General features: G+C 59.2%; 22 protein-coding genes. 5 read left to right on the top strand and 17 right to left on the bottom strand.

Annotation, left to right across the window (positions count from 1 at the left end):
* Positions 1-47 precede the first annotated feature (47 nt).
* From QM647_RS03795 to QM647_RS03830, 8 genes are all read right to left on the bottom strand, one after another.
* The gene (locus QM647_RS03795; protein ID WP_414994140.1) at positions 48-2,192 is read right to left on the bottom strand and encodes a putative bifunctional diguanylate cyclase/phosphodiesterase; all 2,145 of its coding nucleotides are present in this window, start codon (positions 2,190-2,192) and stop codon (positions 48-50) included.
* Between the two features lie 77 nt (positions 2,193-2,269).
* Entirely contained in the window at positions 2,270-2,761 is a 492-nt protein-coding gene (msrB, locus tag QM647_RS03800; protein ID WP_414994141.1) for a peptide-methionine (R)-S-oxide reductase MsrB, read from the bottom strand.
* 12 nt (positions 2,762-2,773) lie between these two features.
* On the bottom strand, positions 2,774-3,343 hold the full coding sequence (locus tag QM647_RS03805) for a GNAT family N-acetyltransferase (RefSeq protein WP_414994142.1): 570 nt from the start codon (positions 3,341-3,343) through the stop codon (positions 2,774-2,776).
* Positions 3,336-4,322 carry a UDP-2,4-diacetamido-2,4,6-trideoxy-beta-L-altropyranose hydrolase gene (gene pseG / locus QM647_RS03810; protein WP_414994143.1) on the bottom strand — a complete coding sequence of 329 codons (987 nt, stop codon included), beginning with the start codon at positions 4,320-4,322 and terminating at the stop codon, positions 3,336-3,338. Before pseG ends, QM647_RS03805 begins: the two co-directional genes overlap by 8 nt.
* A gap of 2 nt (positions 4,323-4,324) precedes the next feature.
* Positions 4,325-5,179, bottom strand: coding sequence for an alpha/beta fold hydrolase (locus QM647_RS03815; protein ID WP_414994144.1), 855 nt, complete (start codon positions 5,177-5,179; stop codon positions 4,325-4,327).
* A complete protein-coding gene (locus QM647_RS03820; RefSeq protein WP_414994145.1) occupies positions 5,176-5,940 on the bottom strand; it encodes an SDR family NAD(P)-dependent oxidoreductase in 765 nt (254 codons plus the stop codon). The genes QM647_RS03815 and QM647_RS03820 overlap by 4 nt, the downstream gene beginning before the upstream one ends.
* Complete coding sequence (locus tag QM647_RS03825) at positions 5,940-7,031, bottom strand: aromatic ring-hydroxylating oxygenase subunit alpha (RefSeq protein ID WP_414994146.1); 1,092 nt, start codon at positions 7,029-7,031, stop codon at positions 5,940-5,942. The genes QM647_RS03820 and QM647_RS03825 overlap by 1 nt, the downstream gene beginning before the upstream one ends.
* Complete coding sequence (locus QM647_RS03830) at positions 7,031-8,098, bottom strand: ketoacyl-ACP synthase III (protein WP_414994147.1); 1,068 nt, start codon at positions 8,096-8,098, stop codon at positions 7,031-7,033. Before QM647_RS03830 ends, QM647_RS03825 begins: the two co-directional genes overlap by 1 nt.
* Before the next feature lie 135 nt (positions 8,099-8,233).
* Here QM647_RS03830 and QM647_RS03835 point away from each other — a divergent pair, with 135 nt between their 5' ends.
* Genes QM647_RS03835 through pseF form a run of 3 tightly spaced genes read left to right on the top strand, consistent with a single transcriptional unit; the run spans position 8,234 to position 10,055 of the window.
* Positions 8,234-8,455, top strand: coding sequence for a phosphopantetheine-binding protein (locus QM647_RS03835; protein WP_414994148.1), 222 nt, complete (start codon positions 8,234-8,236; stop codon positions 8,453-8,455).
* The gene (locus QM647_RS03840; RefSeq protein WP_414994149.1) at positions 8,455-9,375 is read left to right on the top strand and encodes a phytanoyl-CoA dioxygenase; all 921 of its coding nucleotides are present in this window, start codon (positions 8,455-8,457) and stop codon (positions 9,373-9,375) included. The genes QM647_RS03835 and QM647_RS03840 overlap by 1 nt, the downstream gene beginning before the upstream one ends.
* On the top strand, positions 9,372-10,055 hold the full coding sequence (gene pseF / locus QM647_RS03845; RefSeq protein ID WP_414994150.1) for a pseudaminic acid cytidylyltransferase: 684 nt from the start codon (positions 9,372-9,374) through the stop codon (positions 10,053-10,055). The genes QM647_RS03840 and pseF overlap by 4 nt, the downstream gene beginning before the upstream one ends.
* Here pseF and QM647_RS03850 read toward each other — a convergent pair.
* Together QM647_RS03850 and QM647_RS03855 are read right to left on the bottom strand one after the other, a co-directional pair.
* Entirely contained in the window at positions 10,052-10,714 is a 663-nt protein-coding gene (locus QM647_RS03850) for a trimeric intracellular cation channel family protein (RefSeq protein ID WP_414994151.1), read from the bottom strand. The genes pseF and QM647_RS03850 overlap by 4 nt on opposite strands.
* A 31-nt stretch (positions 10,715-10,745) precedes the next feature.
* Positions 10,746-11,315, bottom strand: a complete 570-nt coding sequence (locus tag QM647_RS03855) for a glycine zipper 2TM domain-containing protein (RefSeq protein WP_414994152.1) — start codon at positions 11,313-11,315, stop codon at positions 10,746-10,748.
* A 121-nt stretch (positions 11,316-11,436) separates the two neighbouring features.
* Here QM647_RS03855 and QM647_RS03860 point away from each other — a divergent pair, with 121 nt between their 5' ends.
* Positions 11,437-12,279 carry a pirin family protein gene (locus QM647_RS03860; RefSeq protein ID WP_414994153.1) on the top strand — a complete coding sequence of 281 codons (843 nt, stop codon included), beginning with the start codon at positions 11,437-11,439 and terminating at the stop codon, positions 12,277-12,279.
* A gap of 7 nt (positions 12,280-12,286) precedes the next feature.
* Here QM647_RS03860 and QM647_RS03865 read toward each other — a convergent pair whose 3' ends face one another.
* The 7 genes from QM647_RS03865 to QM647_RS03895 all read right to left on the bottom strand — a co-directional run bounded on the left by QM647_RS03865 (position 12,287) and on the right by QM647_RS03895 (position 20,244).
* Positions 12,287-13,171 (bottom strand): FRG domain-containing protein, encoded by an 885-nt coding sequence (locus QM647_RS03865; RefSeq protein WP_414994154.1) that lies wholly within the window; start codon positions 13,169-13,171, stop codon positions 12,287-12,289.
* A gap of 34 nt (positions 13,172-13,205) precedes the next feature.
* Positions 13,206-14,258, bottom strand: coding sequence for a pseudaminic acid synthase (gene pseI, locus QM647_RS03870; RefSeq protein ID WP_414994155.1), 1,053 nt, complete (start codon positions 14,256-14,258; stop codon positions 13,206-13,208).
* Positions 14,255-15,439, bottom strand: coding sequence for a UDP-4-amino-4,6-dideoxy-N-acetyl-beta-L-altrosamine transaminase (gene pseC / locus QM647_RS03875; protein ID WP_414994156.1), 1,185 nt, complete (start codon positions 15,437-15,439; stop codon positions 14,255-14,257). Before pseC ends, pseI begins: the two co-directional genes overlap by 4 nt.
* A gap of 22 nt (positions 15,440-15,461) precedes the next feature.
* Positions 15,462-16,514 (bottom strand): UDP-N-acetylglucosamine 4,6-dehydratase (inverting), encoded by a 1,053-nt coding sequence (gene pseB / locus QM647_RS03880; RefSeq protein WP_414994157.1) that lies wholly within the window; start codon positions 16,512-16,514, stop codon positions 15,462-15,464.
* Positions 16,515-16,638: 124 nt separating this feature from the next.
* Positions 16,639-17,403, bottom strand: coding sequence for a WecB/TagA/CpsF family glycosyltransferase (locus QM647_RS03885; RefSeq protein WP_414994158.1), 765 nt, complete (start codon positions 17,401-17,403; stop codon positions 16,639-16,641).
* Positions 17,404-17,455: 52 nt separating this feature from the next.
* A complete protein-coding gene (locus QM647_RS03890; RefSeq protein ID WP_414994159.1) occupies positions 17,456-18,142 on the bottom strand; it encodes an OmpA family protein in 687 nt (228 codons plus the stop codon).
* 329 nt (positions 18,143-18,471) lie between these two features.
* On the bottom strand, positions 18,472-20,244 hold the full coding sequence (locus QM647_RS03895; RefSeq protein WP_414994160.1) for a S1C family serine protease: 1,773 nt from the start codon (positions 20,242-20,244) through the stop codon (positions 18,472-18,474).
* A 258-nt stretch (positions 20,245-20,502) separates the two neighbouring features.
* Here QM647_RS03895 and QM647_RS03900 point away from each other — a divergent pair, with 258 nt between their 5' ends.
* Positions 20,503-21,456, top strand: a complete 954-nt coding sequence (locus QM647_RS03900) for an isopenicillin N synthase family dioxygenase (RefSeq protein ID WP_414994161.1) — start codon at positions 20,503-20,505, stop codon at positions 21,454-21,456.

The raw sequence follows: 21,456 nt of genomic DNA on the forward strand, positions 1-21,456 counted from the left end.
ACGGATAAATGAAAAGCGGTCCTGAAAGGGACCGCTTTTTTATTGGCCTATGCGACTTCCATCATACCTTCGCGCAATTTCAATACTTCCGCCAGCGGTTTCGGGCGGCTGTAATAATAGCCCTGCATATACTGGCAGCCGGCCAGTTTCAGCAGGCGGACATGATCTTCCGTCTCCACACCTTCGGCCGTAACCGAAATATTCAGCGCCTGGGCGATGGCAACCGTGCCCGCCACGAGGGCGGCGGCCTGCGGATCGCGGTCGACGGTTCCAGCCATTGACTTGTCGATCTTGATCTTGTCGAACGCATAACGGCGCAGATAGCCGATGCTGGAATAGCCGGTACCAAAGTCATCGAGCGCCATGGAAACGCCCAGCGCCTTGAGATTGGCGATGGCGGCAATGGCACGTGCCGGATTTTCGATCAGATAGCCTTCGGTGACCTCCAGTTCCAGCCGATCGGTCGGGAAGCCGGTTTCTTCCAGCGTCCTCGCTACCTTGGCCTCAAGTTCCGGATCGCGGAACTGCGCTGGCGACAGGTTGACGCTCAGGCGCAATCCCGATACGGCGCCCAGATCCAGACAGGCTTTCCTGAGCACGAACTGGCCCAACGGATGGATCAGGCCACTCGATTCCGCCACATCGATGAACTGGTCCGGGAACATCGGTCCTTCCGGGCGGCGCGGCCAGCGTACCAACGCCTCAACACTGCACATGGCACCGGTGCGGGCATCGATGATCGGCTGGTAGACAACATCAAACTCGTCATTATCCAGCCCCTTGCGGATGCCAGCCTCTATATTGGCCTTGCGCAGGCGCTCGGCATCGAGTTCGGCATCGTAAAGGGTGATGCGGTTTTTGCCGGCGTTTTTAGATTCGTACATCGCCATGTCGGCGCGACGGAAAAGTTCCTGGCTGCGCACCTGCTTGATATCGGCCGAGGCGATGCCAATGCTGGCGCCAACCTGCAGACTGCGTTCCCCGATACGCACCGGTTTGGCCAGAAAATCGAGAATGGCTTTGGCGAAATCGAGACAAGGCTTCATGGCCTCAGGGCCGGTCAACACCATGGCGAATTCGTCGCCGCCCATGCGCGCCAGCATGGCGCCCGGTGGCAATATGCCCTTCAGCATGGCCGCCACGATCATGATCAGCTTATCGCCCGTGGCATGGCCATAGATGTCGTTGACCTCCTTGAAGCCATCGAGATCGAGGTAGACGACGGTCTTGTAGACCGGCCCGCGGCCGGATTTCGACTTCTGCACCAGTTCGAACAGGGCACGTCGATTGGGCAGGCCGCTCAGGCCATCCGTCATGGCAAAGGAGCGTGCGAGCTTCTCGCTCTTCGACAGACGGTAGAGACCGAAGGCGCTGGCGGCCGTGAAGAGTAAGATAATCAGGGCCGTGGCCAGGGCCACCTTGCGGATCCCCCAGGCGGCGGCGCGGGCCGCTTCCATGCCGGGCTTGCGCGACTTCCAGGTCAATTGTCCGATCGGCCCTGCCGGACTGCGGAGCGCCTTGGCGGGAACGATATCTGCTCCCGAAGGCGCCAGACGCAGATCGGCCAGACCGAAGGTAGCGCCGATCGGCTTCAGCATGGCGGGCGTCAGGTGGCGCGTCATCACCAGATAGCGCCGCGCCTCACCCAGGCTGTCAATACCGGAATCCGACCGGCGGATCAGGCTAAGGCCGACAATGGCCGGCCCCTTCCAGGTTTCGGAGAGCCCCACGGCCACGCGTTCGCCCGAGGAAATCTGCGCCGGATCGGCCTTGATCAGCGCGTTAAAGCCGGCGCCGAAGCGGGCGATACTGCCGCCCGGATAGGGCTTGCCGTCGATATAGCCCCACAGGATACGATAATCCGAATCCAGCAGGAATATGCCGTCATAGGCATTCTGATCTTTGGCCTTGTTACCCCAGGTCGAATAGAGCCACCTGGGCTCGATGCCCCGGCGGTAAACTTCTTCCTGAGCCCCATTCCACACTGCATTATCGGTCAGGGTGGCGGAGAGATTGTCTATAGCGGTAGTAATGGCGGCCTGCGCGGTCTCTTCCGCGCGGCGCGAATCCAGTTCGTTGGTCTTTTCGGCGACCATGCCTAGCGACGAATGCAGCAGGATCAGGATAGCCAGCAACAGGCCGAAACCCGCCGCGAACACGAGCCCGAACAGGGTTCGGGCTTTCAGATTCATCACTCCGTGCAATAGCTTCTGCATTTGCGCCCCACTGTGAGAGGACGCAACCTACGGTAAAATCGTGAATTTCTTCCTTACGCGGACGGTAAGTGCAGAACTTCGCCTTCCGGCGCGCCACGGTGCAGGCGGTCCGGAAGGGGCTGGTTTTCGGGCACAAACTCCATCGCCACCGAATTCAGGCAGTAGCGCAGGCCGGTCGGGCGCGGCCCATCCTCGAAAACATGCCCCAGATGGGAATCGCAACGGGCACAGCGGATTTCGATGCGCGTCATGCCGTGCGAGCGATCGACGATATTGCGGATATGATCCTTGTCTATGCCCTGGTAGAAGCTCGGCCAGCCGGAGCCGGAATGGAACTTGGCGCGGCTATCGAACAGCGGCAGGTCACAGAGATTGCAGATATAGGTGCCTTCTGCCTCATATTCATCGAACTTGCCGCAGAAGGGCGGCTCGGTACCGGCATTGAGCAGGATGCGGCGGGCTTCCGGATCGAGACGCGCGGCCAGCTCATGCTTTTGCGCATCCGTCGGCGGGGTGAGATCGAAGCCAAGAGCTGATTTGGTCATGTGGTATCTCCTTCACCCTTTATATACGGTTTCTTCGCCCCACCAGTTACGATTATCGTTAAATTTCCGGCGAAATTCCGCCCAGTTCACCGCCGACTGCTCGAAAATATGCAGGTCGTGGCGAATGTCACCCTTTCGGGCATGATCCTTCAGAACGCCGACGTGGGTATAGCCGTTGAACTGCTGCAGGCGCACCGTGCGGCTGTTCCAGTCGACAATATGATTGACCAGCTTGTGCAGGCCCATGGTGAAAAAGGCATGGTTCAAGGTGCCGACGAAATTGTAGATGGTCAGCTCCTTAGGTGCCTCAGGATCGCCAATATAGACGCCGATTTCGCCGATCTGCGAGTGCCGGTCGGTCACGGTGATCGAGGCATAACCGACATCACGACCCTCGATGCGGATGATGGCGTGCTGATAGTCGTCACGCGCGTTGCAACGCTCGATCCAGGCGGTCTGGCGCACGATATCATAGGGCACATCGGTCAGCATATATTGCGTGATATGCGGCGCCGTGCGCCAGTCCAGCAACATGCGGGCATCGTCAGCCACAACCGGACGATAGGACAGGAAATCATACATGCCGCATGGCCTCCAGTATGCGCTCAGGCCCCAGACCATCCACCACCGCATGGGCCCGGCGGGCGATTTCGGCCCGGTGGTCAGGATCATTCATCAGCGCTTTCACCCGCGCCCCCAGATCTCCCGGCAGGCCATGGCGCGCATCGATGACCGGAAACGGGCAGGCCTTCAGCGCCGCGGCCTGATTGTCATAGACCACCAGAACGAGGGCCGGCAAGCCCATCGCAGCCACCTCCCCCACGCTGCCGCCAGCTGCCGTGATCACCAGATCACTGCCTGCCAACACATCGGCCACACGTGCGGGCGAAGAGAAAACCTCAATAGACGTGTTTGTTCGCGATAGCGCCATCAGGCTTTCGCCATGTCGGTTGGCCGGCCCGGCAATGATCCGGATGCTCGTATCCGACAGAGCAATATGCACGGCTTCAGCGCATCTACCGCTCAGTTGCATCGGATCGCTGCCGCCAAACATGAGGGTAATCGCGCCGCTTCGGGGGCTTACAGGCGGCTCAGAAAACTCCCTGCGGATCAGGGCATAGTCTGCACCCAACAGGAGCTTGGCTCTGGTCTTGCGTTCATAGTCAATCGTCCGCGCCGCCTGGGCCGGATTGACGATCAGGTCGCAATCGAAATGCGCCAGCGCATTGAGATCATCGATCACCGCCACACGTACGGCGTTTTTCTGGAGCGTGATATAGTCTTCAGTGGCGGCGTAGCTATCGATCAGCAGCCAGTCCTGGCGCGTAAAGCATAAAGCGCTCATCGCCATGAAGTCGGCGGCGCCTCCTAAAGGCCCATCGACGGCAATGCCTCTGGCGCCGATCTGCGTCAGCCGCGTACTCACCGCTTCATCTAGGGCATTGAGCAGGAAGGTCACCTCGATACCTTGCGCCCACGCCTCTTCAGCGATGGCGAAACAGCGCATGAAATGGCCCATGCCGATCTGGGTCGAGGCTTCCGTCCGGATAAACAGGCGCATGCTTATCCCCTGAAAAAGACCTTGAGTTCAGCAATAACCTCACGAGGTGCTTCCATATGCGGCAGATGGCCAACGCCTGGCAGAAGCCGGATACAGCTATGCAGGGGAAGGCTGCCCTCGTGCGGCGGCGGCACAATAACATCATGGTCGCCGCGCATGACAAGTATCGGGCAGCGCAACTGCGTCAGTTCTCCCCCATTGAAGGTGGCATTGGATTGAAAAGACGGCATGGCGCCGCCTTCATTCACATTCAGCAGATATCTCAGGGCGTCGAGGCGTTGCGGATTCGCCACCGTATCCATCATGCCGGCGCCCAGAACCCGAACTAGGTCTTCACGACCGGGAGCCGCCAGCCGACGGGCAAAAGCTTCAGCGCGCTCAAGAGACGGGCTTTGCAGCCATTGGTTTAACGCCCCGTGGTCAGCGACACCCCCCAATCCCGCAGGCGCGATCAGAGCCAGTCTACTGACGCGCTCAGGCCTCAGCAAGGCGTAACCGAGGGCGATCTTCGCCCCCATCGAATGCGCGACAAATCCCGCTTCGCGCACATCCAGCAGGTCCAGTGCCTCGTCCAGCCATTCGGTCATGGCTTCCAGACTGGCATCGCCGACATCCAGGGTCGAGCGTCCGTGCCCGGGCAAATCCAGCGCCACCAGACGGAACTCCGTCACCAGGGGCACGAGACACATATGCCAGGCGAGAAGATCAGCACCGAAACCATGAATGAACACGAGACACGGCCCGTCCGGATTGCCCATTTCAAGATAGCTGAGCGACCCGCGCGAATGGCCTTCCCGCAACGCCAGCGACATCCGGCGCGACGGTCTTGAGAGAGAGGCCGCCACCGTTTCGCTCACGCCAGGAACCCGCCATCTACATTGAGCACCGTACCGGTCACCCAGCGGCCGGTATCGGCAATCAGATAGGCAATAGCGGCGGCGACATCATCCGGCCGCCCCAGGCCGAGCGGTTGCAGGCTGATGACGTGTTCAAACTTTTCCGGAGAAACGATATTGCGGAAATTATCCGCCATCGGCGTGTCGACCATAGCCGGCGCCACGGCATTGACGCGCACGCCATCGCGCACCAGCTCGTGGCTCAGCCCCTTGACCGCCGAAACCAGCCCCCCCTTGGTAGCGGCATAGACGACATTGCCCGGCGCCGCCCGTAACGCCGCCGAAGATGAACAGAAGACCAGCGAGGCCGGCGTTCCGCGGCAGGCTTTCAGGCGGTAGGCCTGCGCCAGCATCAGGGAGGCGCCGAGATTCTGCGTCAAGGCATTCTCGACGAAATCGGCCGTGATCGCCTGAATCGGACGTGTCGCCTGCACGGCGGCGCAATGAGCGATGCCATTGAGCGGACCGATTTCCGCGCACAGCGCCTTCAGCCACGGCACGATCTGATCGATCTGGGCCAAGTCGAACAGGCGGCCGATATGCCCCTCCCCTGCCAGTTCAGCCATGACCACGTTCAGGCGCTCTTCATTCCGGCCTGAGGCCACCACGCGCGCGCCCAGCCTTGACAGATAAATGGCCGTGGCTCGACCAATACCGCTGGTGGCGCCGGTGACCAGGACAGTCCGACCTTCAAGGGACATCGGGTTGAAAGCAACAGTCATTACAGAACTCCATCCATGCGCTTCGCATAGGCCTTCTGGAAATGCGCGATACGGCCTTCCAGCTCACACAACACCGGCGGACGGTCAGGCGGCGCATCTCGCGTTCCCAGTTGGGCGATGGCGCAGATATCGCGGTCCTCGTTGCGCACCTGTTCGGAGAAGGTTTTCAAGCTGTCGATCACCATGCCACGCGCCGCGCGGCCGTTGTTCTTCGCCAGCCAGGAATTAGAATGGATACGCAGGTTTTGCGGCCCCGTTGGCTCGAAGGTCTGGAAGGTCAGGAAAGACCCGGCCGAAAAGGTGACAACGATATTGGGGAAGATAAGGAAGTTGCCATACTGCGGGTAGCGCTCGGAAGGCTCCAGCTTGATGCTTTTCGACACCTGACCCCACCATTTCAACGACCGTTCCTTCAGATTGCCGACATAGCGGCTGTGCTCGGCGTCGGTCTGAATTTGCAGATCAATGCTCAGGATAACTCCGAAGCTGTCGGCATGAACCAGCGGCACGTGATAGCCTTCGGCGGCATTATCCATACCCAGCTTCCAGTTGGCCGCCCAGTCATGGCTTTCCTGCTCGAAATGGTCCGGACAGACCTCACTGACATGTTTCAGGTCGTCATAGAAGCTGCCGAGAAATTCACGCAGGGAGGGGCCTGGCGATTTCATCCGCACAAAGACGAAGTGACCAACCACTTCCAGAGCGTAGGATTCGAGAGACAGTTTGATCTTGTCCGCCTCGTCAAAACCGAAGCTCTGCTTGTTGAGCGGAATACCGATTGGCTTGCCGGCGCCATCATAGGTCCAGCCGTGGTAAGGGCATTGCAGCACGCGGTTGCCCTTGCCGCACTGAATTTTCGAAAAACGATGCGAACAGACATTACGGAAAGCCTTCAGTTCGCCGCCGAAATTCTGTACCACGATGGAATGCGGACCGAACTGCGCCGTGATAAAGTCCTTGTCGTTCTGCAGATCGTACATATAGCCGACGCACAGCCAGGACGGCTTGAAGACATGCTCGATTTCAGCGGCGAACACGTCCTCGCGCCAATAATGATCCGCCGGTATCTGGCCAAGTCGTTCCTGATACATCAGGCCATTTCCACGACCTGCGGGGCCACCATCGGACCAACCGTCAGCTTCATGGCGCCCCATGACCAGCCAACCCCGAAGCCAACGAAGGCCAGCTCGCGCGGCTGATCAAACGCCTCCGATAGTTTCGCGGCGATGGTCAGGGGAATAGACGCCGAGGAGGTATTGCCGAAGGTCTCCATGGCAATCGGCACCTTCTCTTCCGGCAAGCCGGACTTCTTGCGCAGATGGTTCAGCATGAAAACATTGGCCTGATGGAACACCACATAGTCCACATCCTCGACCGTGGCATTCGAAGTGGCGAAAATGGCCTTCACCAGGGCCGGCACGTTTTTCAGCGTGAAATTAAAAACCTCTGTGCCATTGAGATGCAGACGTGAACGGCGGAACAGATCCGCGACCACTTCAGGGGCGTGTGGTTCGGCAGGCGGCAACAAGGGCGTTTTGAGAGCGCCGGCTTCAATGATGATATGCTCGACGCCGGAACCATCCGTACCGAATACACCGAACATTTCCGGTGCGTCGGGATCGGTTTCCAGAAGTGTCGCCGTACCCGCGTCTCCAAACAGCGGAATCACGCTGCGGTCACCCGGCACCATGCGCGCCGAGCTGATGTCGCCGCACAATACCAGGGCGCGCGCCGGACGATCCGCCACAGCAATGCTGTTCAAAAGGCTGGCCGCCGTCCACAGGCCGTAAGGATAGCCCGAACACCCCAGATTGATATCGAAGGCGAGGCACGACCCCAGGCCCAGACGTGCCTGCAGAGCGCAGGCCGTGGCAGGAATAACATAATCAGCGCTCTGCGTGACAAAGATCAACACATCGATGGTATCACGCGCCCACCCCAGCTCATCCAGCAGCCCATCGGCGGCCTTCTGGCAAAGGTCGGAGGTCAGCATGTCCGGACGGGCAATATGGCGCGAGCGCACACCGATCGAGCCGATCAGCCGTTCGCGTTCCGCTTCATCGGGGATAATGTTTTCCGCTGCCAGGTCGCGCGTCTCCGCCGGCACGCAGGCGCGAATGCCACGAACACGGATACCCTTCATTGTCGCTTCGGTCATAACCGGCACCTTGAATTACAACAGGCCTTATAGGTGATTCGCACGAGACGAACCAAGCCTGAGCCTGCGCCTGCACCCTTTAAGGGATTATTGACGGAATCGGCCTTTATTAACCTTCATATTTCAGGAGTTCCCATGGATAAGCCCGCCTTCTTTGCCGCCGTTGCCGAAATTCTCGAAGCCGATTCCTCAGGCCTGACCGGCGAGGAACAGATCGGTGAAGTCGGCAACTGGGATAGCCTTTCCGTCATTTCCTTCGTTGCCATGGTAGACAGCGATCTGGACCAGGTTGTCGATGCCGAAAAATTGAAGGGCGCCAAGACGCTCAACGACCTGGCGGCCCTGGTCGGCCTTTGATGGCCACCTTCGCGGAGCGCCTGCAAACGCGCGTGCCCAACTGGCAGCGCTTCTTCGAGCGCGCCCGCGAAGACGCCCGCAACCCGGCCTATGACCTGCTGCCCGTGCTGGGTCTGGACCAGCGCAACGCCTTCTCGAAAACGCTGGCGGCTTTTTCCCCCAAAACGCCGGGTTTCAAGCTGAATGCCCGCCAGGCCGATCTGCACGATCAGTTGGGCCGGGATGGCTTGACCTCTCTGCAAGCCCCCCTGCCCGCCGATGTGCTTGCCGATATGTTGGCCTGGTTCAAATCGATCCCGGTCCACGACCCCTATCGCGCCCATCTAGGCACCTTTGTCTGGGACAGGCCGCCGACTGAAGAGACCAATATCGGTTACTACAGCTGGGAAGAGGTTCTGCGCGCCCCGCATATGATCGCGCTGATGAACAATCCCGATATACTGGCCGTGGCCGAGGCCTATCTCGGCTGTAAGCCGGTGATCGACAATATCGGTGCCGCATGGGGTTATCCCGGCCGTGACACCGCCAAGGGCGTGCAGCGGTTCCATCGCGACTACGACTGTTCGCGCTGTTTCAAAGCCTTCTATTATCTGACCGATATCGACACCACTTCAGGGCCGCACAAATACGTCAAGGGCTCGCATCAGGACCGCCGGCTGGAAAGCGGTAAGGCCCAGACCGACGACGCGATTATCGAGGCCTTCGGGGCCGAGGCGATCGAGACCATTACCGCGCCGGCCGGATCCTGGTTCCTGGAGGACGTTTACGGCTTCCATAAGGGGCAGTTGCCGGTCGACCGGCCGCGCCTGCTGCTGGCCATCGAATACAATCTCTACCCCTCGCCACTCTCGCCCAAGGCGCCGCTGATGGCGCGCGAACCGCTATACGACCCCTATATCAACAAGCTCTTTTTGAAATGAAACGCGTCGCCATCATCCCGGCGCGCGGCGGCTCAAAACGCATTCCGCGCAAGAACATCAAGCCGTTCTTCGGTCAGCCGATGATCAGCTATTCCATCCGCGCCGCGCAAAACTGCGGCCTGTTCGACAGCGTCGTCGTCTCGACCGACGATGAAGAGATCGCCGATGTGGCGAGATCCTTCGGCGCCGACATCCCCTTCATGCGACCGGCGGACCTGGCCAATGATCATGCCGGCACCGGCGCGGTGGTCATTCACGCCCTCGAATGGTTCCGGAAAAATGGAATTGATTATGAAGCCGCTTGCTGCATCTACGCCACCGCGCCCCTGATCGACCCAGAGCGGCTGAAGGAAGGCTGGGAGAAGCTGCAGGGCAAGCGCTTTGCTTTCTCCGTCACCTCATTTCCCTTTCCGATCCAGCGCGCCCTGCGCCAGACAGCGGACGGCAGCGTCGATATGTTCTGGCCGGAAAACCTGACCAGGCGCTCGCAAGATCTGGAGCCTGCCTATCATGACGCCGCACAGTTCTACTGGGGCTGGACCGATGCCTGGCTGAATGGCGAGATCGCCTTTTCGCCGATCTCCGCGCCGGTGATCCTGCCGCGCACCCATGTGGTGGATATCGATACGCCGGAAGACTGGGAGGTCGCCGAGGTCACCTACCGGATATTGAAGGGTTAGTATTCGGTATCCCCGCCGCCCCGGGCAAATCCCGGCAGGCGCAGATTGTAACGGATGGCGCAGGCGCGCAAAACCACCCCGGCGAAGAAGGCGACCATGGCCGCCAGCCAGAAATCCGCCCCCATCAGCTTGAGCCCCGCAAAGACGGCCGAACTCAAGAGGGCCGCCGTGACATAGATTTCCCGACTCATCAGCAGGTTGGGCTCGCCCGCCAGCACATCGCGGATCACCCCACCGAAACACGAGGTCAGCACGCCCATGATGATGGCTGAAAAGGGATGAACGCCGAGACTCAAAGCTTTCGCCGTGCCGACCACGGCATAGGCCGCCAGACCCAGGGCATCGAGCCACAGCAGTGCCCGGAAACGCCAGCCGCGCCGGGCGAAGATCCATACCGCGACCGCGACCACGAGGCTCATCATGACATAGCCCGGTCGCTGCACCCAGAAGACCGGCGCGCCGATCAACAGGTCGCGCAGGGTGCCGCCGCCAACGCCGGTAATGGCGGCGAAGAAGCCGAAGGTGACGATATCCTGACGGCTGCGCGCCGCGGCCAGCGCGCCGGAAGCGGCAAACACGGCAACGGCCGCATAATCCAGCCAGTAAAGAGCCAGGGATATCTGGGAGGTCAGGGATGCAGGCGAGGTCAGGGAATCCATGGCCCTGCCCTTAGCATATCCGGCTCAAGTCTTACCAGTGGCGGTCGAAATAGGGCCGATCGTGGAAATGACGATAGCCGTAGCCATAGCCGGGCGTGCTGTCGAAGAAGACGGTGACATAGCCGCGCGGCGGCCGCGGCGGGGCATAATAGCCATCGTCATAGGCATAGTAGGCGTTCTGGTAGCATTCGACACTGCCCTGACCGACGGCATTGCCGATCACGCCCCCCACCAGCGCACCGCCGACGGTATTGCTGCCGCGATCCCAGCGGTTGGACAGGCTGTTGCCAACCATGCCGCCCAGAACGGCGCCGACAATCGTGCCGGTCGTGCGGGCATTGGCCTGGCGCTGGTAGCAGTAACCGGCCGGTTCACGGCCTTCCGGCGGACGGCCACTATCGCGCGCCTGATCGGCGCGGTCGCGCTCATAGGCTTCGCGCAATTCGACCTGGCTGTAGGGGCGCAAGGTGGGCGCCGTCGTGCTTTCCACCTGACTCGTTGCTTGAGTCGTTGCTTGAGTCGTTTCCTGGGCCAGAACCGGTTGGGCCAGCATCACGGCGGCACCGGCGATCAGGCAGGTCTTTGTGATCAGGGATTTCATTACGCATTACTCCGCTTTGTGGGTTTATCCTTACCATAAAATTATGTCCGGCGCATGGCCAGGGCCTTGACCCTGCCACGATAGGGGTTCAAGCCTGCCGCCACAGTTGGAGTGCCTTCCCATGTCAGATATGAAACCCGTCATTGCCCTTCACTCCGCCTATCGCGACGATATTGGCGACCTGGTCACGCGGCGTCCGGTGCCTTCGCGGCAACTGAACAATATCGGCGCCTTCCTGTTCCTAAATCATCACGGCCCGCAGACCTATGCGCCGAATAATCGCGGCCTGCCCTTCGGCCCGCATCCGCATCGCGGCTTCGAGACCGTCACCTTCATTCTGGAATGCGATCTGGCCCACCGCGACACCGGCGGCCATGAAAGCATCATCCATGCCGGCGGCGTGCAGTGGATGACCGCGGGCAGCGGACTGGTGCACGAGGAGGTCTCGCCCGAAGCCTTCAAGCGCTCAGGCGGACCGATGGAGATTTTGCAGCTGTGGGTCAATCTGCCGGCGCGGCTGAAAATGACCGCCCCGCGCTACACCGGCGTGCAGAAGCCCGAAATCCCCGCCAGCGAAGCCGAAGGCGTGACGCTCAACCTGATCTCCGGCCACTGGCGCGGACTGGATGGCCCGATTGAGTCGCTGACCGGTGTTTTCATGACGACGCTTGAGCTGAAAGCCGGTGGCCGGATCAATTTTGACGGTCTCGAAGGCCGCGATGTGTTTCTATACGTTGTGCGCGGCGATCTGGCGGTTAATGGCGCCGATGTACCGCACTGGAACCTGGTGCAGTTCGGCGAGGGCGATCTGATCGATATCGAGGCGGTCAAGGACAGCGTGGTGCTGTTCGGCCATGCCGCACCGATCAATGAGCCGATCGTATCACACGGGCCATTCGTGATGAATACCGTGCAGGAAATCCACCAGGCCTATGCTGATTACCAGGCGGGTAAATTTGGATGATTGGAATTTACATCAAACTTCTAAATATATAGTTTAGAGTATTTTTGCTATTTTTAGATATGTACTTAGCTGTAAAATCTATTTCTGGAAATAAATATTTTTCATTTATAGCCATCCTATCCAGCTGAGAAATTATTTTTGCTTTATTATCAGAATTTATTTTTATTTTACTTAAATGAATATTTTTTTCATTAGATATTGGAATTTCTTTCTTTAATCCAAAAATAAAAAAGCCGCCAGACTGAGCAATAATACGTCTATTATTTTGTTTTGGCTTCACAAGAACAATATCATCTAAATCTTGAGGCAAAATTTCTGGCAAAAAATTTGCCTTTTCTTGATTTATAAAATGCAATAATCTTTTTATAGGATTTTCTTTATTAAAACTCTCCTTATCTGTAGATAGATTTATTTCATCTTTTAAATCCCAATTTAACCTGGCTAAATTTGACAAACAACTAACTTTATCACTGTCAAAATATTTTATACTGTTATTAAATACACTTGCAACAACAACCTCCCCATCCCGCTCAACCATTTTTCTCTTTCCATTTAGCATCTTTATACTTTTTTTATTTGGCAAGCATGCAAAATACAAAGCAACTAATGGATTGTAAGTAATATCAAGCAATCTAGTAGGCAGTGAATAATGCTGCATACGAGCCAATAATTCTAACGTGGTTAAATCACTCGCAAATTCACTTGGATGCGATGCAATAAGCTCTCTAAGCATTAAATGTTCATTTTCTATATACTCTTCTTTTCTAAATATAGACGGCTGCATTATATACGAATGATCATTATGCCCCCTATAAACGAGTGTATAGTCAGTCTTCGCCGTCAACTGCGTGACGATCTCAATATATCCGCTTAGACTAGAAACAATACTCATTTTTCGTTTCCTTAATATTACTATTCCTTACTGTCTAAGCTATTATCATCTCGTCGCTCAGCGGTTCACCCCGCGCGATATCGCGGCTGGCAGTCTTGCCGACGACATCCCATAGACGCGAGGGCGGCAGGCCGAGCCCCGGACGGATCGAGCGGATATTGTCATGGGTCAGCACTTCGCCGGCCTTGATAGCCTTCACCACATAGAGCGAACGGCGGAAGGTTTTTGAGCCCTGCTCCGTGCCCAGGGTTTCGTAATGGATGCGGCCCAGCGCTTTCCAGGCGTCCTTGCAGTCACGCACCAGGGCCGTGAATTCCGCCGGTTCCAGCGAGAAGCCGGAATCCGGGCCGCCATCCGCCCGCGCCAAGGTAAAGTGCTTCTCGATCACGCAGCCGCCCAGCGCTACCGAGGCCACCGAAGCCGCCGTGCCGAAGGTATGATCCGACAAACCCGACACGCACCCGAACTTGGCTCCCAGGTCCGGTACGGTGCGGACATTGGCATCGGCGATATTGGCCGGATATTCCGACACGCAATGCAGCAGGACGATCTCGCCCGAACCGAACTTGCGCGCCGTCTGCACGGCCGCGTCGATCTCACCGGCATTGGCCATGCCGGTGGACATGATCATCGGCTTGCCCTGCTGCGCCACATAGGCGACCAGCGGCAGATCAACCAGCTCGAACGAAGCGATCTTGTAGGCCGGCGCTCCCAGGCTTTCCAGCAGGTCGACCGCCGTATTATCGAACGGCGAGGAAAACAGGGTCACGCCGCGCTGTTTCGCGCGTTCGAACAGGGCCGGATGCCAGTCCCAAGGTGTATGCGCCTCGTTATAAAGATCATAGAGCGAATAACCGTCCCACAGCCCGCCATGCAGCTGGAATTCCGGCCGGTCGGATTTCATGGTGATGGTGTCGGCGGTATAGGTCTGCAGCTTAATGGCATCGCAGCCGGTCTCGGCGGCGGCATCGATCATCGTCAGCGCCCGATCGAGCGAGCCGTTATGATTGCCCGACAGTTCGCAGATGATATAGGGCGAATGATCAGCGCCGATTTTGCGACCGGCAATCGTGACTTCGAGGGTCATAACACTTCACTCAAGGCTTGAATGACCCGCGAGGGGTCGTCATCCGCCATATCAGCATAGAGCGGTAAAGAGAGTGTGTTCTGGTAGAAGCGGTCGGCGCCGGGCAGTTCGCGCTGCGCAAGGGCCCGGGTCTGCCACCACGGCTGGCGATGCACCGGCGCATAGTGAACCTGCGTGCCGATGCCGCGCTCCCGCAATCCAGCCATCACCTTGGCCCGCGTAGTGCCGAGCGCGGTAAAATCGATATTCACGGCGAACAGATGGAAGACGGTATCGTATGCCGATGAGGTCCAGCCGACCGGAATATTCGCCGCCGCCAGCGCCTTCCGATAGGCCGCCACCAGCGTTTTGCGCCGCGCCGCGAAATCCGGCAGGCGCTTCAGTTGCGACAGGCCGAGCGCGCAATTGATATCCGGCAGCCGATAGTTATAGCCCAGGCACTGCTGCTCGTAGACCCATGGCCCCGTATCACCTTCGCCATCGTAACGCAGGCCGACAAAGTGCGTCGGATCGCGCTCGATGCCGTGCGAGCGCAGCTTGCGCAGCTGATGCGCCAGCACCGGGTCATTGGTGGTGATCGCCCCGCCCTCGCCGGTCGTCAGGGTCTTGACCGGATGGAAGGAAAAGCAGGTCATGGTCGAGGCCTGACACGACCCGACCGGTCCTTGCGGCCCCACGGTGCCGATGGCATGGCACGCATCCTCGATCACGAAGGATCCGTGCTCCTCGCATACGTTATGGATATGCGACAGATCGACTGGCCGGCCGGCATAATGCACCGGAATGGCCCCACCCAGCCGGAAGCCGTGATAATCGCGCTCAAGCGTCTTCAGCGCCTCATCGAAACTATCGTCGGTGATCAGGCCGGTGACAGGGTCCACATCGGCGAAGATCACCGGTGCCCCGCAATAGGCCACGCAATTGGCGGAAGCCGCAAAAGTAATGGCGGGCACGATGACGGCGCAGCGCGGCGACAGTTCCTCGCTCATCACCGCCAGATGCAGGGCCGCCGTGCCGTTTGAAACCACAACCGCCTCTTTCGCGCCCACCATCTCGGCCAGCGCTGTCTCGAAGCGCTCGACCATTGGGCCGGTGGTCAGGAAGTCGGAACGCAGGGTCTCGACCACGGCCTCGATATCGGCCTCGCTGATCGATTGACGGCCATAGGGGAGAAAGGTCATCTCATCACCTTTTCTGAAACGCTCACCCCAGATAGGCCTTCATCATACCCTTGATGCCATCCGCGTCCAGACGTTCTTCATTGTTATCGGACGCATAGGAAAAGCCCTCCGGCACCTTTTTGATACCGCGTACCTTGGCAAAGCTCTTGCGGGTATATTCGGCGAATTCCGGTTCGATCACGTAGCGGTCGTCCAGCTCATAGGTCGAGCGGGCGTCATCGGCCGAGATCATCATTTCGTGCAGTTTCTCGCCGGGGCGAATGCCGATAACGGTCTGTTTCGCCTGAGGTGACATGGCCGTGGCCAGATCGGTGACCAGGGTCGCCGGAATCTTCGGCACGAAGATTTCGCCCCCTTGCGTCAGTTCCATGCAGGACAGCACGAAAGCCACACCCTGGTCGAGCGAGATCCAGAAACGGGTCATGCGCGGATCGGTGATCGGCAATTCGGCCGCGCCCTTTTCCAGCAGACGTTTGAAGAACGGCACCACCGAGCCCCGCGAACCGACGACATTGCCATAGCGCACCACACAGAAGCGCGTACCGATATCGCCGGACATGTTATTGGCCGCCACGAAGATCTTGTCCGAGGCCAGCTTGGTGGCGCCATAGAGATTGATCGGCGAACAGGCCTTGTCGGTGGAAAGCGCCACCACCTGCTTGACGCGCGTGGCAAAGGCGGCGGCCACGACGTTTTCCGCGCCAGTGATATTGGTGGCGATACATTCCGACGGGTTATATTCCGCCGCCGGCACCTGCTTCAGGGCGGCGGCATGGATGACGATATCGACGTCGCGGAAAGCCATGATCAGGCGCTCGCGATCACGCACATCGCCCAGAAAGAAACGCAGCCTGGAAAGTTGCTGCTTATTAAAGCGCTCCTCCAGCTCGTTCTTCATCTCGTATTGCTTGAGCTCATCGCGCGACAGGATGATCACCTTGCGTGGATCGTAACGCTCCAGCAAGGTCTGAACCATGCGGCGGCCGAACGAGCCCGTGCCGCCGGTGATCAGGACGACCTTGTTCTTGACCGGATCGGTCTGGGGCGAAAAATCACGATGGAGACACTCGGTCATGCGGCCCTGCGCTGCGTAAACCGGACCTTGTACGTCCGTGCCCGGCATGTTGCCCTGCCCCGGTTAAAGGGTCGTTAACCATGATTGTTAATGGTCACTTCCAAGGATTTCTGGCAGCCTGGCCTCAGGCCGGTTTCTGCCGCCGCATCAGATCGCGCAAGGCCTGCGGGATCAGCCACCACGGCTCGATGAAATAGCGCTCGAACAGGCGCCGGGGCTCATGGAAAAAACGCACCAGCCATTCGATGCCCAGTTGCCCGGTCCATCGCGGCGGGGTGTACATGACACCCGCCTCGTAATCGAAGGCCGCCCCCACCGGCAGGATGACGCAAGGCGGCAGGTGGTCGAGATTGTTGAGTATCCAGGTTTCCTGACGCGGCATACCCATGCCGACCAGCAGGACGTCTGGCTTTTTTTCGCGCAGACCGGCCAGCAAAAGCGCATTGGCCGGGCCGTTGATATCGAAGAAGCCAGTGTGCAGGTCGAGATGCACCTGCGGATAGCGTGACAGGATAGCCGCCTTCGAAGCCGCATTGTGCGCCGTTTCGCCGCCGACATGATAGACGCGCCAGCCTTTTGCCTGCGCCAGCGCCCAGAAATCCTCACGAAAATCGAGATAGGTGCAGCGATGCGCGCGTGAAACCCGGTGGCCCATCAGCCTGGCCCAGGCGATCATCGGCGTGGAGTCGATCTCGATCAGGTCCGCCCTGGCATAGAAAGCACGCATATCAGCCCGTCGCTGGAACAGGTACAGGCTGTGCAGATTGTGATTGGCCACGATGGCGCGTTCCTTCGCAGCCACTTTGCGGTCAACGAAATCCATCACATCGGCCGGGGTGATCACATCAACCTCGGCCCCCAATAAATGCAGGCGGCACGGTTTATCCATGCCGCCTGTTCTACAGGTTTAACCTTGATATTCCCCAAAAGGAAAAGGTTAATTATTCCACCGGACGCAGGGTGATTTCCACACGGCGGTTCTTGGCGCGGCCCTCGGGCGTGGCATTGGTGGCAATCGGTTGCGTATCGCCGGCGCCGGCCACATAGATGCGCTCGGCCTTTACCTTCTGGCCTACCAGATAACCGGCCACGGCATTGGCGCGGCGCTCTGAAAGCTCCTGGTTGCTGGCGGCATTACCGGAACTGTCGGCATGGCCCACCACGTCAATATAGGTCGAGGGATACTGGTTGAGGATGACCCCGACATCGTTCAGCACCGGCATGAAGCTGGAAGAGAGATCGGCACTGCCCGAGGCGAAGGTGACATCGCCGGGCATGTTCAGGACGATGTTGTCGCCCGAACGGGTGATATAGACGCCACGACCTTCCAGCTTGGCGCGCAGGTCCTTGTTCTGGCGGTCCATATAGGCGCCCACGCCGGCGCCTGCCAGGGCACCGATGCCCGCGCCGATGACGGCATTCTTGCGGCGATCGTTCTTGTTGGACAGGGCGCCGAGCACAGCACCCGCGCCGGCACCGATCAGGGCGCCCGACTTGGTATTGCTGCTGGTCTTGACGCCGTTGCTGGTGTCGACCGTCTCACAGCCGGCCATTAAAAAGGCAACGCCGGTCAGGGCTAAAATGGCATTACGGGTGGCATTCTTGCCGGAAATATTCAAATTAAGCATAGGATTAAAACTCCTCAGATGATTTACGGAACCCGTTATGGTTCCGCATAGGAAACCGATCTCGGGTCGCTACCTTTGACCATGGCATAGCCGGGGTAAGAACAGGGATCGGAAAACGCCACAAACTCGTTAGAAACCCATAAGGCGATAGCCGGGTTCATGAACAAGCACTACAAACCTTCGCCTGAACACAGGATGAAGACGGCCGTGAGGGCCTGTTAACCGGCGCACTTTCCGAGAAGTATGCCGCACTTTTTGGATTAAAAAGTGCTGTAAAACTAAGAATGAGAGCGCCGACCTGATGCAAGCAGATCGAAAGACGCTCTAAACTAAACGGCCTTGCAGCGCCAGACGGTTTTGGTTTCCGCCGGCATGGTCAGGTAAGAGAGGGAAAGCGTGCGGATGCGGGCGAGATTGTCGCCCAGCGCCGCCAGGGCGCCGGCATCGGCATTGGCCGAGCAGCGCAGCGAGCCCAGCGCGTTTTTCTGAGCCACAAAGGTCTGGTATTGCGCTGGATCGAGCCGGTAGTCATAGCGCGTGAAGAGGCTGCCATCGGCCGATAGCTCCATGCGCGCCGCCACCGGATTATCAGTGCCGGTCGTGAAGCGCAGCAGTTCGCCATTGGCCTGACGTTCATAGGGCGTACGGCCGTTGACGCAGGCATGGACGAGATCGAAATCGAATTCGATATGACCGGCATCGGCCAGCGGATTGGCGGACATCGCCTTGTCGACATCGCACGACATGTGCTGGATGGCGGCCGCGGCCACGGGCGCCGCCACCTTCGGCTTGCTGAGACGGCTGTCGATCTCGCGTTCCTTGATCAGGAAGCCGACCACAGCCACGACGATGACCAGGGCCAGAGCGATCCAGCCCCAGGGAATCGGATGCTTGATGCCGGGCAGCTTGACGCGATCGTGCGGCACCCACTCGGCCTTCGGCTTCTCGACCTTTGGCGGCTTCACCTTTTCAGGCTTGGCCGGTACCTCGTCAAAAGCGGTCGGGGCCAGCGGCTCCTTGCTGTGGATCTCGTTGCGGTGGCGGATTTCACGGCGGATAATCAGGCCGATCAGGATCAGGACCAGTACGGACAGCACGATCATGGCGCCCAGTTGCCAGATCTCCATGGCGGCGCGATCGGCCTCGGCCTTCTTCTGCTCGGCCAGGCGCTGGACCTGGGCTTCGGCGGCAGCGGCCAGGACGCGCGACAGGGCGTCGTCCTTGACGATCTCGTCCTCGCTCTTGGCGTAACACGGCGTGCTGACCACGGTCGGGGTCACGCCAGCCGAACTCAGGAAGGTATTGAGCGCCGATACATGGGTGGCGACATACTGCCCGGCCGAGACATCGAGATTGCCGGCATTGGAGACCGATGACGGTGCCGTCCAGGTATTGACGCCCACCACCTGACCGCATTCATTGAGCAGCGGCCCACCGGAATTGCCATGATTGATCGGCGCCGTATGGAACAGGGTATCGACGCGGCTGCCATCCGGATTGGTGGAGGCGAACAGGGCGATCGAGCCCTGCGTCACATAGGCGTCGGCCGGCTCCAGCAAAGCGGTGCCGGAGCGGTTCAGCAGGTGATCCGTGACATCGGGATAGCCCATGGTCACGACGCGTTCGTTCTTGTAGGGCGTCAGGTAGAGCTTGAGCGGCGGCACCTTCAGGCTGGGCGCGGCCAGCAGGGCCAGGTCGCCTTCCACCCACTTCTTCATCAGCTGTACCGGCTGGTAACCGGCGCCGGAATCCTTGTGCGGCACGATATAGATATCGGCGCTGGAGGCTTCGGGCGGTACCTCGACCACATGATAGTTGGTGACAATATAGCCGGGCGCGACCACGAAGCCGGATCCCATGCCGACCGTATCGAGCGGCACGCCGCCATAGCCGCGATAGACGACAAGCACGCGCACCACCGACTGTTCGGAGGTTTTCAGGGCCTTGGTGGAATTGACGGGCTGCAGGTCGCTGTCGACGAGATCGGAAAGGGACTGGTTGGCAGAAGAACTCTCCTGGGCCGCGGTCTGGTGCGGCAGGACGCACAGGACAGTGGCAACCGCCGCCAGCAGCGCCGCCGTGCCCATCACCCATTTCCGCATATGGCGCCCCGCGCCCGTACCCGCAAACACTGAACCTTGCCTTATAGCCGAATCAAAACACCGCGGTCTCTTGCGAGTCGCGGCCAGACAAGCGGTTCATAACCGAGTTTGTTACAAAAATCACCCCTGCTCCATAGGTTATTCCGGGTTGTGGGATTTAGGAAACGGCCCATGGAGATATCTCAAGAAACAAATTGCCTGAAAAGGCAGGCCCGGATTAAGAAGAAACTTCGTTTTCTTCCCCGCAGAGTGCCTGTCATGCCCGATTCTTCCCAGCCGGCGGTTTCCGCCATTCCGCCCGTACCGATGGCGCTGTATGAAGCGGATTTTCCGGCTTTTTCGCAAAAGCTGGGCGCGGCCTTCGAGCGTTACGGCTTCGCCGTCCTGGGCGGCCACGGCCTCGATCCGGCCCTGCTTGACCGCGCGCTTTCGGCCACCAAGGCCTTCTTCGCTCTGCCGGACGCGGTCAAGCGCCAATACAAAACCGGCATCGGCGGCGCGCGCGGCTATACGCCTTTCGGCATCGAGACCGCCAAGGGCGCCACGCACCACGACCTCAAGGAATTCTGGCATATCGGCCGCGAACTTCCCGCCGGTCATCCGTACACGGAATATATGCCGGCGAACGTCTGGCCAGAAGAGATCGCCGACTTCCACGCCAGCACCTATGCGCTCTATGAAGCGCTCGATGCTCTGGGCAAGAAGGTGCTGCGCGCCATCGCCGTCTATCTGAAACTTGATGCGGATTTCTTCGAGGCGCCGGTAAAAGAAGGCAACAGCGTCCTGCGTCTGCTGCATTATCCGCCGGTGACGACACCGGGTGAGTCCGTTCGCGCCGGCGCGCATGGCGATATCAATGTCATCACCCTGCTGCTGGGCGCCGAGGAGCCGGGCCTGCAACTGCTCGACCGCGACGGTCAGTGGCTGCCGATCACCCCACCGGCCGATTGCATCGTCTGCAATATCGGCGACATGCTGTCCCGCCTGACCAATGGCGTTCTGCCGTCCACCCAGCACCGAGTGATCAATCCGGCGGAAGCGCGCAAGGACTTCGCGCGCTATTCAACGCCCTTCTTCCTGCATTTCGAGCCGCCCTACCTGATCGAAACCCTGCCGAACTGCATCACCGCCGAACATCCCGACCTGGGTGCGGAGCCAATCACGGCGCAGGATTTCCTGATGCAGCGCCTGCGCGAGATCAAGCTGGCATAA

This window comes from Asticcacaulis sp., from assembly GCF_047605585.1.
Lineage (GTDB): Bacteria > Pseudomonadota > Alphaproteobacteria > Caulobacterales > Caulobacteraceae > Asticcacaulis.

Bases quoted from the DNA above. Each gene is read 5' to 3' on its own strand.
- QM647_RS03840 (WP_414994149.1), top strand. From the start codon at position 8,455: ATGGCCACCTTCGCGGAGCGCCTGCAAACGCGCGTGCCCAACTGGCAG.
- QM647_RS03885 (WP_414994158.1), bottom strand. From the start codon at position 17,403: ATGGATAAACCGTGCCGCCTGCATTTATTGGGGGCCGAGGTTGATGTG.
- QM647_RS03835 (WP_414994148.1), top strand. From the start codon at position 8,234: ATGGATAAGCCCGCCTTCTTTGCCGCCGTTGCCGAAATTCTCGAAGCC.
- QM647_RS03795 (WP_414994140.1), bottom strand. From the start codon at position 2,192: ATGAATCTGAAAGCCCGAACCCTGTTCGGGCTCGTGTTCGCGGCGGGT.
- QM647_RS03900 (WP_414994161.1), top strand. From the start codon at position 20,503: ATGCCCGATTCTTCCCAGCCGGCGGTTTCCGCCATTCCGCCCGTACCG.
- QM647_RS03830 (WP_414994147.1), bottom strand. From the start codon at position 8,098: ATGACCGAAGCGACAATGAAGGGTATCCGTGTTCGTGGCATTCGCGCC.
- pseC (WP_414994156.1), bottom strand. From the start codon at position 15,439: ATGACCTTTCTCCCCTATGGCCGTCAATCGATCAGCGAGGCCGATATC.
- QM647_RS03865 (WP_414994154.1), bottom strand. From the start codon at position 13,171: ATGAGTATTGTTTCTAGTCTAAGCGGATATATTGAGATCGTCACGCAG.
- QM647_RS03855 (WP_414994152.1), bottom strand. From the start codon at position 11,315: ATGAAATCCCTGATCACAAAGACCTGCCTGATCGCCGGTGCCGCCGTG.
- pseB (WP_414994157.1), bottom strand. From the start codon at position 16,514: ATGACCGAGTGTCTCCATCGTGATTTTTCGCCCCAGACCGATCCGGTC.
- QM647_RS03860 (WP_414994153.1), top strand. From the start codon at position 11,437: ATGTCAGATATGAAACCCGTCATTGCCCTTCACTCCGCCTATCGCGAC.
- QM647_RS03895 (WP_414994160.1), bottom strand. From the start codon at position 20,244: ATGCGGAAATGGGTGATGGGCACGGCGGCGCTGCTGGCGGCGGTTGCC.
- QM647_RS03820 (WP_414994145.1), bottom strand. From the start codon at position 5,940: ATGACTGTTGCTTTCAACCCGATGTCCCTTGAAGGTCGGACTGTCCTG.
- QM647_RS03805 (WP_414994142.1), bottom strand. From the start codon at position 3,343: ATGTATGATTTCCTGTCCTATCGTCCGGTTGTGGCTGACGATGCCCGC.
- pseF (WP_414994150.1), top strand. From the start codon at position 9,372: ATGAAACGCGTCGCCATCATCCCGGCGCGCGGCGGCTCAAAACGCATT.
- pseG (WP_414994143.1), bottom strand. From the start codon at position 4,322: ATGCGCCTGTTTATCCGGACGGAAGCCTCGACCCAGATCGGCATGGGC.
- pseI (WP_414994155.1), bottom strand. From the start codon at position 14,258: ATGACCCTCGAAGTCACGATTGCCGGTCGCAAAATCGGCGCTGATCAT.
- QM647_RS03890 (WP_414994159.1), bottom strand. From the start codon at position 18,142: ATGCTTAATTTGAATATTTCCGGCAAGAATGCCACCCGTAATGCCATT.
- QM647_RS03825 (WP_414994146.1), bottom strand. From the start codon at position 7,031: ATGTATCAGGAACGACTTGGCCAGATACCGGCGGATCATTATTGGCGC.
- QM647_RS03850 (WP_414994151.1), bottom strand. From the start codon at position 10,714: ATGGATTCCCTGACCTCGCCTGCATCCCTGACCTCCCAGATATCCCTG.
- msrB (WP_414994141.1), bottom strand. From the start codon at position 2,761: ATGACCAAATCAGCTCTTGGCTTCGATCTCACCCCGCCGACGGATGCG.